Here is a 13,380-nt window from a genome sequence, read left to right on the forward strand (position 1 = left end):
GAAACGAATAGGCTTTTTCCATGTCTCACATTTTAGCATATATTTGGTAAATGCGCTAGTATTTAACGGTAAAGCCGTCGTAGAACGACGGGGTTTCAGACCCAAAATTTTCGATGATTAGAGGTGAGGATCGTCACTTTTGCAAGAGCCAAGGTATGGATTTACAGCAATTCTTAGAAAAACTGCCCCAACAGTATCAGGATTGGGGATCGCCTTTAATGTCGCCTATTTCCGAGCAATTAACCCTTTTAAGCCAAAAAAAAGCCTCCTATACCGATCGCAATCTCTTTCCCCTACTCAATCTAGCCGTTGCCTGTCTGCAACAGGACGAGGTTTACTGTCAAGTGGGTTGTTTTCGTCGCGGTAGTTTAGTCGCCGCTTTCTGGAATAATAGCGATCGCCACGGTTATGGCGTGGAACCTTTTTTTAAATACGATTCAAAATCTCACCCAAAAATTACAAGAAGCAAATTTTGCCAGAGTCGAGGTAATTCGGACAGAATTTGAGTTAGTTGCTTTTGGGTATAAGTGAGGAAAGATTAGCAAAAATTGCCCGCAATTGTGGGGCGATTCTTTCCCTTTGATTGATTAAATAAATACTAACGAGGGTTAAAGATACCCCCACCCATTGCAATACACTTAACATCTCACCGAGGAATAAATTACCGAAAGTGAGGGCAAAAACCGGAGTTAAAAAAGTTAAAGAACTTAAACTGGTTAAATTGCCCTTGGCGGCTAAATAAAAGAATATTCCATAAGCGATCGCACTACCAAAAATAGTGGCATAACTTAAAGCTAACCAACCATTGAAATCGATATTCTGCCATTGATGGGATTCTCTGAAACCTGAAGCTAAAAATAGCGGCAATCCTCCTAAAATCATGTGCCATCCCGTGGCGCTGACGGGATCCGCATGACGACAGACAAACCGGATTAAGACTGTTCCCACCGCCATGGACAGGGAAGCCAAAAGCATCAGCATTTCGCCGCTATTTAGTAATTCCTGCCAGCTAAAGTCAATATTTACCGCTTTTTGTCCAAAAAAGTCATAAAACCATTGATCGGGCAAGCCAATTAAACTAATTCCCCCAATTCCTAAACCCAATCCCAACCATCCCCAGACACCGATAACTTCTTTAAATAGCCAACTCGACATTAAAGCCACCGCTAGGGGTTGGGAGTCAATAATTACCGATCCTAACCCCGCCCCGGTGCGATTTAATCCCAATGCCAGAAAACCTTGAAAAAGAGTGGCATCCATCAGAGCAAAAAGGGCAATCCATAGCCATGCTTGCAGGGTTTTGGGCTGAGGACGACCTAAAAACCAAGCTACTATTAAAACTAACATTCCGGCGGGGACAAGGCGAATTCCCGCCATAAATAGGGGGGTAGTGTGGGGGATAACACCCTTCATCGCTACCATCGCTGTTCCCCAGAGAAAAAACGGTGAGATAAATAAGAGGGGCGAGGATTTCTTTAAATCTAAGTTTTCCATAGGTAGCGATCGAGTGTTGTGGATAACAAATTTCCCTAATTGTATAGTAGAGACTGGGGATCGGCTCTTAATTCTCTTGACTTTCTCCTAACTGATTTTCCTCTAAAGCTGTTATTTGTTTTTCTTCACTTGAACCGATCCAGATCGCGATCATCCCGGCGATGGGAATGGAGAGAAAAACCCCTAATAATCCCGCAACTCTTTCGCCGATAAAGAGGGATAAAAATAAAATTACTGGGTTTAATTCTAGGGCATTGCCCATAACTTTAGGGCGAATAATATTATCTTGAATTTGCACCAAGACAACACAGACAATAAAAGCTTTAACGGCAACTGCTAGTCCCTGGGAGGTAAAAGTCAAGATAGTTACCAACAAAATGCCCAGGGTTGCCCCGATACCCGGGATAGCATCGATAATACCGAGAATACCCGCTAAAATTAGCCCATATTTGATTCCTAATAGGGAAAAACTTATGAAACTTGTCACCGATAAAAAGAGCATTAACAACAGTTGCCCGCGAATAAATCCCAGAAAACTTTGTCGAAAAGACTTGGCAAAACGCTCCCGGTATGCTAGGGGGAGAAGTTGCAAAAAACTTCGCCAGAGTTTATCACCATCAATGAGCATATAAACACTGATCACCGCCCCGAAAATGACCGTAAAGACACTGGAAAAAACTCCTTGTACGATTGATAAACCCGTGGCTAAACCGGTTTGTAAGCTTCCCACCATTTTATTCAAATCTAATCGATCGAGAAAGTCTTGAAAGGGTAAAAAATCTTTTTGACCAAGGGCATCGGTAAGATTGAATAGTAGTCCTCTCCCCTGATTAACCGCTTCTAATCCTATGCCTGTGACTAATCTAAATAGGAGGATAAAAGCTACTAGGGTGGTAATGGCAATGGCTAGTCCTCTCGGTAGATAACGGGATAACCAAACCACGGGATAATTTAATAGAGCGGCCAGGACTGCCGAACCGGTAAAAATAGCGATCATCCCGTAGAAATAGTTAATTAAGATAATTAGACTCCAGCCACAGCCAAATAATAATAGATAGCGTACTAGAATCGAGTTATTCAGAGTTTTCCAAAAGGAGCTAGAAGGGGGCATAAATAAAGCCAGAAATAGGATTTGAGCATTTAGAATTGTTTTAACAAAGCTTCCCGCATGACCGAGACGGGGACGGGTTGACCTAACCAGATTTCTAGTGCGATCGCTCCCTGATTAACTAACATTTCTAACCCATCAATAATTCTTATCCCTCTAGTCTGGGCTAACCGGAGAAATTTGCTCGGCCGGGGATTATAAATTAGATCGTAGGCGATCGCCGATGGGGGTAAAAGGTCTAATAATTCTAACTCAACAGGGGATTGTTCGCCCTGGGGGGACATTCCGATCGGGGTAGAATTAACCAAGAGTTCTGTGGTGGATACCAGCCCCTCTAATTCGTCCCAGCTATGCACTTCTACGAGGTCATAGAGGCTTGTATTCGCCCAACTTTCTTTAAAAGGATCTAATTTCCTTTGATTGCGTCCTACCAGATGAATTTTGCCACAGCCCAACTGGGCGCAAGCCACCACTACCGCCCGAGCAGCGCCGCCATTGCCTAAAATAACTGGATTCACCTGACTCCAATCTTTGTCAAGGGATTTCAAGGGTGCGAGAAAACCATCCACATCGGTATTCGTTCCCTGCCAACCGGTTTCCGTGCGCCAGACGGTATTAACTGCGCCTACTAGCCTTGCTTTCTCGGTAATTTGCGATAATAAGGGAATAATTGCTAATTTATGGGGAATCGTAACGCTAAAACCCTGTAGATCAATGGCAGCCAAGCCAGCGATCGCAGTTGCCAAATTTTCCGGGGCGATAGGTAGGGGAAGATAGACATAATTTACCCCCAAGGCATCGATAGCGGCATTGTGCATGAGGGGAGAAAGAGTATGGCCGATGGGATCGCCGATTACGCCTAATAACTTGGTTTTTCCGTTAATAATGGTCATAAAAAAAGGTGGGCTTTCCCCACCAAAGTTTGATCTCAAGGGTAGCCAATGCTCCCCTTACTATACTATTTCTTGATTTCGCGGGCCATTTTCAGGAAAGGATTGATACTGTCATCGTTAGTGCGACGACCGTTATCATTAGTACCGTTACCGTTACCATTAGCCTCGGAAGTAGCCGATTTTGCCACAATACCGTTATCGGTGACTTTGCTGACTTCCATGGAAGAAATCTGTTTAATCGATTCGCCACCCTTTTTATTCGAGGCAGTTTTCGGGAAAGTACGTCGGATTGTGATCGGTGTCCGCATAAAGTCGATATTACCGAGAGTTTTAGCATCATCGGGTTCCAAGTAAAAAGCCTCTTTCGGTTCCGGTGCGCTCATATCCATCGGTTCATCGACGTATTTCGTCTTATTGCCAAACAGGCCAAAGAATCCAGCCATTTTCTCGCTCTCCTAAATAAATATATTTACCATAAATTGCTGCTGATTGTTAAATAATATCAATATTTATGACAAAAAGCTAGGTAGCCATCTATCAGTGATCAGTGATCAGTAATCAGTGATCAGATGGGAGTTTTCAGTTTACTGTTCACTTTTCACTGTTCACTGATAAAACTTCCCACACCCCAATCAACGCTGTTCTAACCTACGACTGGCTAGGGACATAGAATAACAGAAAATCCAGTAAATAAACGCCAAAAATAGATAAACTTCTGGATAATCGCCGATAAATTTCGGATTAGCTAAAACCGATCCTGCCATACCCAAGAGGTCCACCAGTCCCACGATCGCCAGTAGGGAAGTATCCTTAAATAAACTGATAAATTGACCAACAATAGCGGGAATGACCGCTTTTAAAGCTTGGGGTAGAACGATCAATAATAAAACGAAAATCGGTTTTAAACCCAAAGCTTTGGCCGCTTCAATTTGACCTTTGGGAATCGCTTGTAAACCACCGCGGACATTTTCGGCCAGATAGGCTGCTGCAAAAAGAGTAAATCCGGCGATCGCTCTGATCACCCGTTCTGGTCTAGTCCCGGCGGGTAAAATTAAGGGTAACATCACCTGGGCCATGAATAAAATTCCCAACAAAGGCAACCCGCGCAATAATTCGATATAGCCAATAGATAGCCAACGAATTGCCGGTAATTCACTCTGTCTCCCCAGGGCTAATAATACCCCCAAGGGGAAAGATAAAATCATACTTGCGATCGCTACTAAGAAAGTTAAGATTAAACCACTGAGATCATCGAGGGGGATTGTCGTTAAAAATAATCCCCCCAATAGTAACCAAGCAATTAAAGGTAAAGTCAATAACCAGATCAATCCCCACCAGCGTTGCAGAAAAGCGGGACAATCGGGGAAGCGACCCTGGTTTAATTGCCAAGAAAACAGTGATAAAGCAGTAATAATCGTTAAAATCAGCCAAATCCGCCATATTGACTGCTCTGGATAACGACCGACCAGAAATAAACCGATATTTTCCGTCACTACAGCCCATTTTGCCTGATTTATCGCCCAATTGAGAAAACTTAAGCCACCCCAGAGGCTGAGAAATAGACCCGCAAGGGTTAAGATGACGTTGTACCAAGTGTTAAAGAGATTTTTTCTTAACCAGAGTCCCATAAAATTCCCTAACCTCCACAGTGGTGATCATTGTACTTTTTCAGTACAATGGTGCTATTAGAAAAATTCAGACTGATTTCCGACCATGAACAGTTGCATTTTAATGGCTAAAATTGTCCGTCGTCCCGAATTACGTTATACCCAAGATAATCAAACTCCCTACGCTCAAATGTTAGTCGAGTTTTCTCCCAATCGTGCCGAGGCAACCCCGGCTAATTTAAAGGCCGTAGCTTGGGGAAATTTAGCCTCAGAAGTCGCTCAGAACTATAATGAAGGTGATCAGGTAATTTTGGAAGGCCGTCTCTCCATGCAAATGATCGATCGTCCCGAAGGTTTTAAGGAAAAACGGGCCGAATTAGTCATTAGTCATCTTTATCATCTTGACGGCAGCATGAGTAGCGGTGAAATGACGGCCCCGACTCCAGAAAAAGTCGTACCAATCAACACCCACAAATCTAATAAAACCGAGGTGGAAAAACCCGTCGCACCTGTCTCCACTGGGGATTTTGAATACGACGCATCCTATGAACTTTCTAATCCTTCCGCTTGGCAACCCAGCGACACACCGGTGGAGGAAAATTTAGACGATATTCCTTTCTAATCACCCCAACAGAATTAATGGCTCTTCTCGATTTTGTCTGATAATTTTTGCTTATGGAATCGTGAAATGCTTATCGGGCAAGACTTTCAGCACTATTTGGCGGATATTCTATCAGTATAGACCTCGTTTCCACACAGAAACCAGAAGAGCCAAAGCTTTAACCGAGATATGGCAGGCTAGAAAAAAATAGGCGTGAGGATGTCTTAATGCAAATTACCCTGAACCTACCTGATAACCTCAGCCAAGCCGAAACCTTTAACCAAGGCGACTGGCTTCGGGAGATTGCCATTGCACTGTTTCAGCAAGAGCGGATTTCCCTCAGTCGCGCCAGTAAAATTGCCGGGATGGAAGTCATGGACTTTCAAAAACTGCTGGCAGATCGCGGTATTTGTGTTCACTACGATGTAGAAGACTTTGAGCAGGATGTTCAGCATCTGCGCGATCGAGGCTGGCTATGATCGTGGTCAGCGATACCTCTGCCCTTTCCAATCTAGCGATCATCGATCATCTCTGGTTGCTAGAGTCAATTTACCAAACCGTCATTATTCCAGACGTTGTTGCCAAGGAACTAGCAGCCGCAAGCAATCCCATCATTCCAGCCATTCTCCAAGTCGGCTGGATTCAACCCCAACCCCTCACCAACTCCGAACTCGTTAACCAGCTTCAGCAAGAACAACGAGACAACTTAGATTCTCAATGTCTCCACTGAAAATCTTTCTTGCCGAACTCTCCCAAGGCGTTTGGGTCTGTTTCTGTTTGCCCAACAGTACCGTTGACACTTCGACTAAAGCTTGATATCCTTGTTTTCTCAGTTCAGCTAATTTCATTGCCATCCTCCTGTAAAGTCGCCATCAACCAAATCAAGGGATTCCCTACCGTTACGTTAATTGAATCTCTATATTGTTGAGCTTTTCGCAGCAGTCTGTCATCGGTGGTCAGCAAAACATCAGCGCCCCCCGCTTCCGCTAGGACGAATTCTCCTAAAAGTCCCAAAGCGATTAATCTTTCTTCGCCGTAGTCTCTGCGATTATCAGGTTTTGAGATCCAGACTCCTGAAAAGATTTCTTTGGCAAAATTAAAGTCGATCCCGTGTTTTTCAATATTGATGTTGTTCTTTTGGTCATCCCACTCGAACTCCATCTTTTGACTCTAACTCCATAACTACCTACTATTCAATAGGTTGCCCTCTTTGCATTAGCCTTTCTCGTCTCTTTTGACGGGATTCTGTTTCGAGTTGAGCGAGTATATCGTCTAAAAAGAGATTATAAAGCTCAATCTGGCGGTTAGTTTCCCGTAAGCGTTCAAGAGATTGTTTTCTAGTTGCTTCATCAGGATAGGAGGTGCGGTAAGTCATAGTAAGTTCCATTGCCTCTTAACTTCATTAATACTAGCGTTAACAGCATCTACGCTGGCTGTTCCTTGCAAAATCGCTCTTTCTAACATCTCTAGCATCGTATTTGAGAGAGTAGGCTGCTCTTGTAAAATTCTCAGCAGGATATTATTAATTCAGGAGTAGGAATTAATTACCCTCTCTCTGGCATTAAATAATTCTTCTAATTCTGATAATGTCCGCTCATTTTCCCCATATTCAGTAAAAAGTTGCCATTCCGTCGCTGATGCGTATTCTATCTGCTCCGCTAGTTGACGCAGTAGCTCAAAAATGCTAGTTAGGGTTTCCTCCGGTAATTTAGCCATATTCAGTTATTTCTGTTATCCCCAGTCTATCATCTGGTTGGTGCGAGGTAATCGTACTTAATTTGGTTAGCGATCGAGTTGAGGGGCAGTCAAGGGAGAACGCAAAGGCGAATCCCACATACCGCGCCACAATCCCTCACGGAAGGCGATAGGTCGCCTGCGAAGGGGTAAAACAGGGGAAAACACCTGAAACTCCTTTCCCTATGAATCCCTAAGCCAGGGAGAAGAATATAAAGATTTATTAAATTGTATCTTGAGATACAGTGCGGGGGGGGGGGTAATGTGTATTCTTTTGTCATCCGCCTCTGGTGTTGGGTTGGGTTGTTGCTTGACCTGGCTGCGAGGGGGCGATCGCACTAGAAAAGCGGTGATCGCCTCACATTTTGGGAAATTTACCAAATTCTTTGAACGGGGTAACGGTCAAATATTTCATCAATGCTCAGAATCGGCATAATTTCGGTTATTGATTGGGATATTAAAAGTCGATCAAAGGGGTCTTTATGATAGTGGGTAAGGGTTGCTAGTGTCCAGATATGAGCTAGATCAATAGAAAGTATTTCTAGATTATTAATGGTTATTTGATTTTTAATTAATTCCTGTAAGGATGGGTTAAGTTGTAATTTTCCCAGTTGCAGTTTTATTTGCATTTCCCAGACACTAGCAACGCTTAAAAACAAGCGATTATTTCGATCAAATAACAAATCTTGCCCAGTTACTGATAGTTTTTCTGAGTTAATTGACCACCAAATAAAGCTATGGGTATCTAATAAAAGTTGCATGGGTTAAGTTGGCGGCAAGAGTTCATCGGTTAGGGGTTCGTTAAAGTCATCGCTGATCCAGCCTTGACCTTGATATAATCCTGCAATTCTACCTGTTTGGGTTATTTGGGTTTGATGGTGTTGATTGACTATAGATTCCAAAAAATCGAGAATTTCTTGTTGTTGTTGGACAGGTAATGTCTGAAGGGTTTGCAACAAAGGAGAATTGGTATCTAGGTCAGCATTGTTCATAACGATTTGATTTGAGGATTTTGGGGGAATACCTTAAGGATAACATCGGTTTTCAGAGGTGAGGGGACAAGTTAGGGCTGGTGCGGTCGCAACGCGCTCGCTACGCGAGATCGCACTACTGTTCTGAGTTTTCTTGATAGAGATTAAGAAGGAAATGTAAAGATTTATAAGATGTAGCCTAAGATACAGTTTTTTTGGGGGGTAATGTGAGTTCTTTTGTCATCTGCCTTCTGTCTTGGGTTGGGTTGTTGCTTGACCTAGCTACGAGGGAGGCGATCGTACTGTAGGCAGTTCTAAAAATTATGAGTTTAAATGTAAATGTACTGAAGAAGGTCTCATTGGCAGCCGTTGGAATGATCGCAATTGATTTAACAGGAGCAACTCATGCGTTCGCCGCATCAATAGGCTTCGAGGGGTTGCCCAACGGAACCGTCGTAACGAATCAATTCTCTGACGTAGTATTCTCCGCAAATGCGGGGTTCGTAAACAAAGTAACCACTCAGCCCGGCCTTGGTTTCGGAAATAACTTCATTTGTACTGCACCTACAGCAGGGGGAATCAACTGTACTCAAGAGACGATACTTACCTTTAGCAGCGGAGTTAATAATCTATCTTTCTACCAGGTAGGAGACAATGCTAGTGGTGTAGTTGCCTTGGTTGATGTGTTTGAAAACGGCTTATTTTCTGTAACCGTTAATATTTTGGGATTCAATGACCCTTTTGTACCAAATCTCGTTGACCTAACTGGCTTTAGTAATGTCTCGTCTATACGAATATATAACGTTACTGATCCTGCCGGACTCGGATGGGATAACTTTCAGTTCGACGTAGCAACTAATCCTGTCTCCACCCCTGAACCCACCTCAACTCTCAGTCTCCTTGCTCTCGGCACTCTAGGCACAGCTTCAACCCTGAAGCGCAAACTGAAGTCATCTAAATTGACAGAAAAGGAAACTACAAAAGTCTCCTAAAATCCCCCATAAAACCCCACAAAAACCCTTTCATTAATTGGAGGGGTTTTTGTCATAGGAGCCAGTCGTCGATCATTAGGAGAATTGAGATTGATTGTATATACCCCAAAATAGTCCTACTGTTCACTGATTTTACTTTCAGCGAGAATTTCTTGGAGGACGGGGGATAAATTGCTAGTTAAACGGCCGGATCGAATAAATTCAGCGTAGGTATCAGCTTCGATATCTAGGAGGGTTTCCCGAAGTTGTTCCATTGTTAATAGCTGTAATTGGGGATAACTATCGTTGAGAGATTGTATTTCCGCTTCTACAGTCTTTAATTTTTCTTTGACGAGATGCTGCTCATAACTAAAAAATTCGGGGGCAACATCGGGAGATTTATCTAACTTAGAAAGATAGTCTAAAACTCTTTTTAAAGCTACCCGTCGGGCTAAAAGTTCCGCATAGTTTTCTCGAATTGGTTGATCACCGATCAGGTCTAATCTCGATAGGAAAGTTTGAATAGTTAATCCCTGAACCAAAAGGGTAAAGAGAACAACTCCGAAAACGATATCGATGATATCCTGACGATTGGGAAAAATAACCGGCACACTTAAAGCTAGGGCAATAGAAACGGAACCACGCAAACCTCCCCACCATAAAACCGTTTTTTCCCGCCAATTAATTTTAGTTTCCATCAAGGCATTACTAACAGTTGCCAAAGCAAAGGTAGCCAGAAAACGGGCCGCTACCACGGCGGCGATCGTGATAAAAATTAAATTGAGATTATCGGCTAAACTGGAGAGACGAATTTGATCGCCGATGAGGAGAAAAACGATCGAATTGACAAAAAAAGCGAGAAACTCCCAGAATTGCGTGACTAATAGGCGGGTACGGGGACTCATACTAATTCTAGAGCCAAAATTACCTAAAATAATCCCCGTAGTCACCACTCCGATTACCCCCGAACCCCCGAACTCCTCGGTTAATAAATAAGCACCGTAGGCGGACACAAGAGTTAAAGACTGTTCCACTAGGGGTAAATCCAGACGTTGAGTCAGATAGGAGATACCAAAACCCACTAAACAACCCACTCCTACCCCGATACCGATAAAAGCGGCAATCCGGCTAATAGTTGTCTCTAAGGATAGACCACTAGCACCGAGGGGAATTTCCACCAAAAGAGCGAAAGCGACGACAGCAACCCCATCATTAAATAAGCTTTCCCCTTCCAAAAGCACGGTGAGGTTTTTACTGGCCCCTAATTCGCGAAAAAGAGCGACAACAGCGACGGGATCCGTAGAAGAAAGGCTCGCACCCACTAATAATGCCGTAAATAGGGGCAAATTGGTCAATTCATCGAGGGCAAAGCCAACCCCGAAAATCGAGATAATTACGCCGACAATAGCGAAAAGACTGACGGGAATCCAATTATCCTTCAGATCTCGCCAGCGCGTATTCCAAGCGGCTTCAAATAGCAAAGGGGGCAGAAAAATTTCTAGAATCAGTTCGGGGGATAGGTTCACCAGACGGATATCGATGAAAGCTAAACCTAAACCGACTATCACTAACAATAGGGTGTAAGGAATTTGGCGAAACCAGCTAAAAATCCTCGAAACCGTGGCCACACTCAGGGAAACGGACAAAACAATTAGAAATTGTTCTAAATTTTGCTTAATAACTTCATCGGTAGCGGATTCTAAACTCATTGGGTGGGAGGCAATCGGTGAGCGGACGTGCAAGAAAAGAACAATCTAAATTATTATTACACTTTAGAACCAGTGATTTTTTCTCCTAAACCCAAGTTTTTCTGCTGGCAATTCCTTATTATCTATGTCCTTGACTATGCCTCAGTCTGCCGAGTCCCCCATGGGTGAGGATTTACCCCTAGCTATCTCACCCAGTAACGAGCAGTTAGAGAATATTAATAGCTATTTAAACCTGATTTTGGCAGCTTTAGTCTCTCTAGCTAATTTAGACTCCGAGTCTATCACCCAAGCAGCTCAGGAATTAGCCTTAGATCTGGATACAAGCGATCGCCTAGTTGCCCACTACTGGCAACCCCAGTCAAACCTCTCCCTAGCGGACATCCGTTCTCTAGTTCTCCTCCTCTGTCATCTAGCCCAAAAAAAGCAAGAGTTAATCCGTCGCGCCGTAATTCTCTTGGAACAAGTGGGAACTCAAGGACAAGAACCCCAAAAAACCACGCTTTTGGGCAATTATATCGATAATTTTCGCTTAAAATACCCAGAAATATCGGAAAATAATCTCAGCAATTCTAGCCTAACTTCCCTAGCCTGGAAATTATTAATCGATTTATTATTCTACAGCAGCCACCGCAGTCATCTCCTTCTCTGGCACACCCTTTTGGCAAGTAAAAAGTAAAAAGGCTATCAGCCTTGAATCAGTTATCAGTTATCAGTTATCAGATGTAAGTTTTCAGTTCACTGATTACTGATTACTGTTTACTGATCACTGAAAAAAAGCTTCCCAGTTCATAATTCATAATTCATAATTCATAATTCATAATTCCCACCGATAACTAAAAATGAGTAATCTAATTCGCAAATATACACCCCCCACCTGTACCCTAGAAATTTGGGGAAATAGTTCGCCTCTAGCGGTTTGGCTGGGTAAAAATGTCTTAAACGATGCCCACTTTCAATTGCGCTTTGATGATCCTAGATTGAGTGAGGAAAAACAGGTGACGATCAAAGGCGATCGCACACAATTACAACTACTAGGGGAAATTGTCGCTAATTATGTGCAGAATTTACTCTCTAGTCCTGTTTCTACCCTCTCTTTCGTGGCTAGTGGTTCCCCCGAAAGCCATCTCCCCTCCTTACCCTCTCTCCGTTGTCGGGGACTTCTCCAGCATCAATTATTTTTAGGTTCCCTGCTAACCGATCGGGATAAACAGGAGATCGAATTAACCACATCGCAATTATTCGATCTAGCCAATGCTTTAGGGGAATATAACCATGAAAGCCCCCTAATACCCCCATTAATTCGCCAGAAAACTCGAAAAAATGCCCTGATGTGGACGGGATTAATCGCCTCAGCCCTAATAACTATCGGGGGAATAGCGATCGCATTTTATCAACAGCAAGAACTAGCCAACAATGATTTAACCATCGATCCCAATAGTGCCAAGATTCCCCAACCCTTGCCAACGCTGCCTTTACCCCCCACGGGAACGGCCGCCCCAAACCCGCAGTTACCGGCAAATTTGGGCAATAAAACCCCTTTACCGCCACCGCCACCCGTGGGAACCGTTCCAGCCCCAGTTCGCCCCTCTAGCGTCCCCCTGGTGATTCCGCCGCCCACTTTACCGCCGCCACCAGTCACGGGTTCGCTTCCAAGCGGCACGGCGATCGTAATTGAACCGAATAATCAGAAAATCCCGATTACTGCCCCCCCCGTCACCGGTGCTCAGGGTACAAATGCACTGGTAAATGTTCCCCCCACCACGATGAATCCGACTCCAGCACCGCCAAAATTGCCCAATTTACCGCCTCTAAGCCCTATTAACCCCGAAAATGCCAATTTAGACACCAAACCGCCCACAAGCACCGCTAAAGCCCCAGAGACGAATTTACTAGATACAATTCCCCAAGTGGCAGAAACCAGAGAATATTTTCAATCCCGTTGGCAACCGCCGGAAAGTCTCAAGCATACTCTAGAGTACCGTTTGGTCTTAAATCAGGATGGTTCCCTAAAACAGATTATTCCCCTGGGACAGGCGGCGAAAATCTATCTCGATCGCACTAATATGCCCCTGCTCAATCAACCTTTTGTTTCTCCCCTCGATGTCCCCGGTAATCCCCAATTGCGTCTGGTGCTTGGTTCCGATGGTACGGTGCGGACTTTTATGGAACAGCATTGACTCTCCCCCGCTAACCGCTCGCGCGGTGTAGCGGGGGATTCTTGGTTCATAGGCTCTTGACTAGATCAAACAGGTTTAACTGAACGACCCCCACCAGACCGCCTCCGCAAGCGTT

The 13,380-nt window shown here is 43.9% G+C and carries 18 protein-coding genes; 7 read left to right on the top strand and 11 right to left on the bottom strand.

The window, feature by feature from the left end:
• Nucleotides 1–113: 113 nt before the first annotated feature.
• On the top strand, nucleotides 114–506 hold the full coding sequence (locus tag EWV84_RS18430) for a methyltransferase type 11 (RefSeq protein WP_287079223.1): 393 nt from the start codon (nucleotides 114–116) through the stop codon (nucleotides 504–506).
• Nucleotide 507: 1 nt separating this feature from the next.
• Here the strand turns inward: EWV84_RS18430 and EWV84_RS18435 are convergent, their stop codons facing one another.
• The 5 genes from EWV84_RS18435 to EWV84_RS18455 form a co-directional block, all read right to left on the bottom strand.
• Nucleotides 508–1,494 carry a DMT family transporter gene (locus EWV84_RS18435; RefSeq protein ID WP_286823748.1) on the bottom strand — a complete coding sequence of 329 codons (987 nt, stop codon included), beginning with the start codon at nucleotides 1,492–1,494 and terminating at the stop codon, nucleotides 508–510.
• 67 nt (nucleotides 1,495–1,561) lie between these two features.
• Nucleotides 1,562–2,605, bottom strand: a complete 1,044-nt coding sequence (locus EWV84_RS18440; RefSeq protein WP_286823747.1) for an AI-2E family transporter — start codon at nucleotides 2,603–2,605, stop codon at nucleotides 1,562–1,564.
• Nucleotides 2,606–2,634: 29 nt separating this feature from the next.
• The gene (locus EWV84_RS18445) at nucleotides 2,635–3,495 is read right to left on the bottom strand and encodes a shikimate dehydrogenase (RefSeq protein ID WP_287079225.1); all 861 of its coding nucleotides are present in this window, start codon (nucleotides 3,493–3,495) and stop codon (nucleotides 2,635–2,637) included.
• Nucleotides 3,496–3,560: 65 nt separating this feature from the next.
• Complete coding sequence (locus EWV84_RS18450) at nucleotides 3,561–3,938, bottom strand: hypothetical protein (protein WP_287079227.1); 378 nt, start codon at nucleotides 3,936–3,938, stop codon at nucleotides 3,561–3,563.
• 189 nt (nucleotides 3,939–4,127) lie between these two features.
• Nucleotides 4,128–5,123 (bottom strand): amino acid ABC transporter permease, encoded by a 996-nt coding sequence (locus tag EWV84_RS18455; protein ID WP_287079228.1) that lies wholly within the window; start codon nucleotides 5,121–5,123, stop codon nucleotides 4,128–4,130.
• 85 nt (nucleotides 5,124–5,208) lie between these two features.
• On the opposite strand from EWV84_RS18455, the gene EWV84_RS18460 reads away from it, so the two are divergent.
• The 3 genes from EWV84_RS18460 (at nucleotide 5,209) to EWV84_RS18470 (ending at nucleotide 6,433) form a co-directional block, all read left to right on the top strand.
• Nucleotides 5,209–5,724 carry a single-stranded DNA-binding protein gene (locus EWV84_RS18460; protein ID WP_287079229.1) on the top strand — a complete coding sequence of 172 codons (516 nt, stop codon included), beginning with the start codon at nucleotides 5,209–5,211 and terminating at the stop codon, nucleotides 5,722–5,724.
• A 206-nt stretch (nucleotides 5,725–5,930) separates the two neighbouring features.
• On the top strand, nucleotides 5,931–6,182 hold the full coding sequence (locus EWV84_RS18465) for a UPF0175 family protein (protein ID WP_002754345.1): 252 nt from the start codon (nucleotides 5,931–5,933) through the stop codon (nucleotides 6,180–6,182).
• Entirely contained in the window at nucleotides 6,179–6,433 is a 255-nt protein-coding gene (locus EWV84_RS18470) for a PIN domain-containing protein (protein WP_287079232.1), read from the top strand. Before EWV84_RS18465 ends, EWV84_RS18470 begins: the two co-directional genes overlap by 4 nt.
• Before the next feature lie 104 nt (nucleotides 6,434–6,537).
• On the opposite strand, the gene EWV84_RS18475 is transcribed toward EWV84_RS18470, so the two are convergent.
• The 5 genes from EWV84_RS18475 to EWV84_RS18495 form a co-directional block, all read right to left on the bottom strand.
• Complete coding sequence (locus EWV84_RS18475) at nucleotides 6,538–6,864, bottom strand: BrnT family toxin (RefSeq protein ID WP_287079233.1); 327 nt, start codon at nucleotides 6,862–6,864, stop codon at nucleotides 6,538–6,540.
• 28 nt (nucleotides 6,865–6,892) lie between these two features.
• Entirely contained in the window at nucleotides 6,893–7,078 is a 186-nt protein-coding gene (locus tag EWV84_RS18480; protein WP_286823740.1) for a hypothetical protein, read from the bottom strand.
• 152 nt (nucleotides 7,079–7,230) lie between these two features.
• A complete protein-coding gene (locus EWV84_RS18485) occupies nucleotides 7,231–7,419 on the bottom strand; it encodes a hypothetical protein (protein ID WP_287079236.1) in 189 nt (62 codons plus the stop codon).
• Nucleotides 7,420–7,811: 392 nt separating this feature from the next.
• Nucleotides 7,812–8,198 carry a type II toxin-antitoxin system VapC family toxin gene (locus tag EWV84_RS18490; protein WP_271975564.1) on the bottom strand — a complete coding sequence of 129 codons (387 nt, stop codon included), beginning with the start codon at nucleotides 8,196–8,198 and terminating at the stop codon, nucleotides 7,812–7,814.
• Nucleotides 8,199–8,201: 3 nt separating this feature from the next.
• On the bottom strand, nucleotides 8,202–8,429 hold the full coding sequence (locus EWV84_RS18495; protein ID WP_158198790.1) for a DUF2281 domain-containing protein: 228 nt from the start codon (nucleotides 8,427–8,429) through the stop codon (nucleotides 8,202–8,204).
• A gap of 302 nt (nucleotides 8,430–8,731) precedes the next feature.
• Here EWV84_RS18495 and EWV84_RS18500 point away from each other — a divergent pair, with 302 nt between their 5' ends.
• A complete protein-coding gene (locus EWV84_RS18500; protein WP_287079239.1) occupies nucleotides 8,732–9,400 on the top strand; it encodes a PEP-CTERM sorting domain-containing protein in 669 nt (222 codons plus the stop codon).
• A gap of 116 nt (nucleotides 9,401–9,516) precedes the next feature.
• Here the strand turns inward: EWV84_RS18500 and EWV84_RS18505 are convergent, their stop codons facing one another.
• Entirely contained in the window at nucleotides 9,517–11,088 is a 1,572-nt protein-coding gene (locus tag EWV84_RS18505) for a Na+/H+ antiporter (protein ID WP_287079241.1), read from the bottom strand.
• A 136-nt stretch (nucleotides 11,089–11,224) separates the two neighbouring features.
• On the opposite strand from EWV84_RS18505, the gene EWV84_RS18510 reads away from it, so the two are divergent.
• Both EWV84_RS18510 and EWV84_RS18515 read left to right on the top strand, forming a co-directional pair.
• Nucleotides 11,225–11,764, top strand: coding sequence for a DUF3038 domain-containing protein (locus EWV84_RS18510; RefSeq protein WP_286823780.1), 540 nt, complete (start codon nucleotides 11,225–11,227; stop codon nucleotides 11,762–11,764).
• 163 nt (nucleotides 11,765–11,927) lie between these two features.
• Nucleotides 11,928–13,265, top strand: coding sequence for a DUF4335 domain-containing protein (locus EWV84_RS18515; RefSeq protein WP_287079242.1), 1,338 nt, complete (start codon nucleotides 11,928–11,930; stop codon nucleotides 13,263–13,265).
• Nucleotides 13,266–13,380: the final 115 nt, after the last annotated feature.

Source organism: Microcystis sp. M_QC_C_20170808_M3Col (assembly GCF_007095505.1).
GTDB lineage: Bacteria > Cyanobacteriota > Cyanobacteriia > Cyanobacteriales > Microcystaceae > Microcystis.

Bases quoted from the DNA above. Each gene is read 5' to 3' on its own strand.
- EWV84_RS18430 (WP_287079223.1), top strand. From the start codon at position 114: ATGATTAGAGGTGAGGATCGTCACTTTTGCAAGAGCCAAGGTATGGAT.
- EWV84_RS18480 (WP_286823740.1), bottom strand. From the start codon at position 7,078: ATGACTTACCGCACCTCCTATCCTGATGAAGCAACTAGAAAACAATCT.
- EWV84_RS18450 (WP_287079227.1), bottom strand. From the start codon at position 3,938: ATGGCTGGATTCTTTGGCCTGTTTGGCAATAAGACGAAATACGTCGAT.
- EWV84_RS18460 (WP_287079229.1), top strand. From the start codon at position 5,209: ATGAACAGTTGCATTTTAATGGCTAAAATTGTCCGTCGTCCCGAATTA.
- EWV84_RS18440 (WP_286823747.1), bottom strand. From the start codon at position 2,605: ATGCCCCCTTCTAGCTCCTTTTGGAAAACTCTGAATAACTCGATTCTA.
- EWV84_RS18435 (WP_286823748.1), bottom strand. From the start codon at position 1,494: ATGGAAAACTTAGATTTAAAGAAATCCTCGCCCCTCTTATTTATCTCA.
- EWV84_RS18445 (WP_287079225.1), bottom strand. From the start codon at position 3,495: ATGACCATTATTAACGGAAAAACCAAGTTATTAGGCGTAATCGGCGAT.
- EWV84_RS18495 (WP_158198790.1), bottom strand. From the start codon at position 8,429: ATGAACAATGCTGACCTAGATACCAATTCTCCTTTGTTGCAAACCCTT.
- EWV84_RS18455 (WP_287079228.1), bottom strand. From the start codon at position 5,123: ATGGGACTCTGGTTAAGAAAAAATCTCTTTAACACTTGGTACAACGTC.
- EWV84_RS18505 (WP_287079241.1), bottom strand. From the start codon at position 11,088: ATGAGTTTAGAATCCGCTACCGATGAAGTTATTAAGCAAAATTTAGAA.
- EWV84_RS18500 (WP_287079239.1), top strand. From the start codon at position 8,732: ATGAGTTTAAATGTAAATGTACTGAAGAAGGTCTCATTGGCAGCCGTT.
- EWV84_RS18490 (WP_271975564.1), bottom strand. From the start codon at position 8,198: ATGCAACTTTTATTAGATACCCATAGCTTTATTTGGTGGTCAATTAAC.
- EWV84_RS18485 (WP_287079236.1), bottom strand. From the start codon at position 7,419: ATGGCTAAATTACCGGAGGAAACCCTAACTAGCATTTTTGAGCTACTG.
- EWV84_RS18515 (WP_287079242.1), top strand. From the start codon at position 11,928: ATGAGTAATCTAATTCGCAAATATACACCCCCCACCTGTACCCTAGAA.
- EWV84_RS18510 (WP_286823780.1), top strand. From the start codon at position 11,225: ATGCCTCAGTCTGCCGAGTCCCCCATGGGTGAGGATTTACCCCTAGCT.
- EWV84_RS18465 (WP_002754345.1), top strand. From the start codon at position 5,931: ATGCAAATTACCCTGAACCTACCTGATAACCTCAGCCAAGCCGAAACC.
- EWV84_RS18475 (WP_287079233.1), bottom strand. From the start codon at position 6,864: ATGGAGTTCGAGTGGGATGACCAAAAGAACAACATCAATATTGAAAAA.
- EWV84_RS18470 (WP_287079232.1), top strand. From the start codon at position 6,179: ATGATCGTGGTCAGCGATACCTCTGCCCTTTCCAATCTAGCGATCATC.